Origin of the sequence: Mesorhizobium sp. M1A.F.Ca.IN.022.07.1.1 (assembly GCF_003997575.1) — a bacterium.
In the GTDB taxonomy this organism is placed as follows: Bacteria; Pseudomonadota; Alphaproteobacteria; order Rhizobiales; family Rhizobiaceae; genus Mesorhizobium.
In genome coordinates this window covers 1-2,155 of the sequence record NZ_RZST01000562.1, presented here as the reverse complement: position 1 = coordinate 2,155, position 2,155 = coordinate 1, and the positions used below count along the sequence as shown (strand labels likewise).

Below are 2,155 nucleotides of genomic sequence, written 5' to 3'. Positions count from 1 at the left end.
GTTTTGGATCCACCTTGGTATCCAGCCGAGGCAAAACGATGGCTAGCATGGGCAGCTTCAGTCGTCGGCCAAGGAGGACAAATCCTTGTAACCCTTTGGCCAGAGCATACCCGGCCAACCGCTAGGGCGGAACGAGAAGAACTCGCTAGGTGGGTCGATGGATGGGGAATTCTAGATGAAACTGGCATCGCGGTAGATTACCTTTCGCCAGAGTTCGAACAGGTGGCCGTCAGGAGGCCTGGGGGCATAAGTTCCGATGGAGATGCCCGACGTGGGGACCTTGTCAGCATATCGGTCAAAAGCGAACCTACTATGCCACCATCCCACATTGAGCCGGGGCGATGGATTCGCTTTACGATTAACGACTATCAGCTCGCTATCCGTGATTCGCCATACTCCACCGGTCTGTCGACAGTGGCCCAAGTCCCTGGAGCCGAGGGATGGACCTGGCCTCATGTAAGCCGGCGGGCACGTGGCCGGGATAGTATCGGTTTATGGAGTTCACAAAACGAAGTCGCCGTGGCCAGCGACGGCCATCATCTAATTCAGGCATTGCGGGCATACCTGACCTCCGAGCAATCACCGACTGAACTGTTTCGTGCGTATCCGGCACTGGAGCAGTGGCGCATCCCGAAACCACCCTTTTGGAGAACTGCAGAGTGGCAACACCGGTCATAGCGCTTAGGTTCAGGGACACTACGCCAGGCGTCGATACCATTCAGTCCCACCAAGAGATTATTTCAACCAAGGGCTTCGTCTGGTGGGGCTGGTGGAAGAAGACGTTCGAAGACGAGCACCTTGATGCACTCGACACCCTCAAGAGCCCAACGGTCGCCTATATTGTCGACCGCTCCACTAGACGGATGTTCACTGCGACGGTGGAGATCTGGCACCGGGGGTTGCTGGGCGGTGACGAGCTGGCTGCCGTCCCAAGCTACTATGTCGACGAGCGTGACCGAATCTTCGGCTGGTTCAAGCTCGTCGAGATCCAGGCATGCGAATATCTCGACGAGGTAGCAAACAGGTTTGGTGACCACACTCTGGTGCCACTTGACCGGAGGGCCCATCAACCCGATCGCGTAGCCGGGACGACCCGCGCCAATCGGTCGGCGATTCTCCACCTGTCCGATCTTCATTTCGGTCCGGACTATGACTTTCTCCTGCAGGGCGAGACACCGGCTGTCGGGAACACGAAGAAGACGCTCACAGAGGCCCTTATGGATGACCTGGGCAGGATAGGGGCCAAGAACGATATCGGCACGATCCTGGTTACTGGCGACTTCACCACCAAGGGCGACTGGAGCCAAGCCAGACGCAGTAGCATCCTGGCCGAGTTTGCAAGCCTCACCAAGGCGCTCGGTATCGAGCGAGACCAGATCGTAGCCGTTCCCGGAAACCATGATATTGTCCGCGCGATGGATCCGTCGAGCGTCGATCCAGCCAAGCTGGCAGTGAGCAACCAAGCGACATACGAGCATGAGCTTCAGTACCGGGTCTTCTGCGAGGAGCTGATAGGCCGTAGTTGGAGGGAAACGCTGAACTATGTCCGACGACTGCAGCTCGGTGATGTAGATGTACTGATCGGGGTGCTGAACTCATGCACCATCGTGCAAACCGAATGGAGCGAGTACGGCTACATCGGCGAGAGTGGGATCGACGCCTTGCGCGAACTCGGCGCCGAGCGGATCGATCGACCGACATTCAAGATCATGGCCCTACATCACCATCTTTTGCCAGTGACCAGCGTCGCGACACTGAACAAGAAGGGCATAACGCTTTCGGTAGATGCTCCGCGAATTCTGGACGCGGCTCAGCAGGCTGGAGTGCAACTGGCAGTTCACGGCCACGAGCACATGCCACGGGTGGTGAAATACGACAATCAGTCGCTTGCCGGTGCTCCACAACAGCCGGCAATCTATGTCGTTTCAAACGGCAGTTCTGGCGTTTCGCCGGTGCGGCTTCCCGGCAACGAACGCAACACCTACTGCGTCTTCCGCTTAAGTGACAAGGAAATGCACCTGACGATGCGCGAGTTGCGTGCTGACGGCAAAGCGGGTTCATCCCTCTTCAGTGGCGACTTGGAGATCTCGCCGATCAGGCCGAAGGCGGCCTGATCTCCCCCGATCGACTTGCTTGTCCTTGGCGCGTCAAGGTT

1 protein-coding gene is annotated in these 2,155 nt (G+C 57.8%); it reads left to right on the top strand.

The window, feature by feature from the left end:
• The first annotated feature begins 659 nt into the window (after positions 1-659).
• Positions 660-2,114 carry a metallophosphoesterase gene (locus tag EOA75_RS32150; protein ID WP_245466811.1) on the top strand — a complete coding sequence of 485 codons (1,455 nt, stop codon included), beginning with the start codon at positions 660-662 and terminating at the stop codon, positions 2,112-2,114.
• Positions 2,115-2,155: the final 41 nt, after the last annotated feature.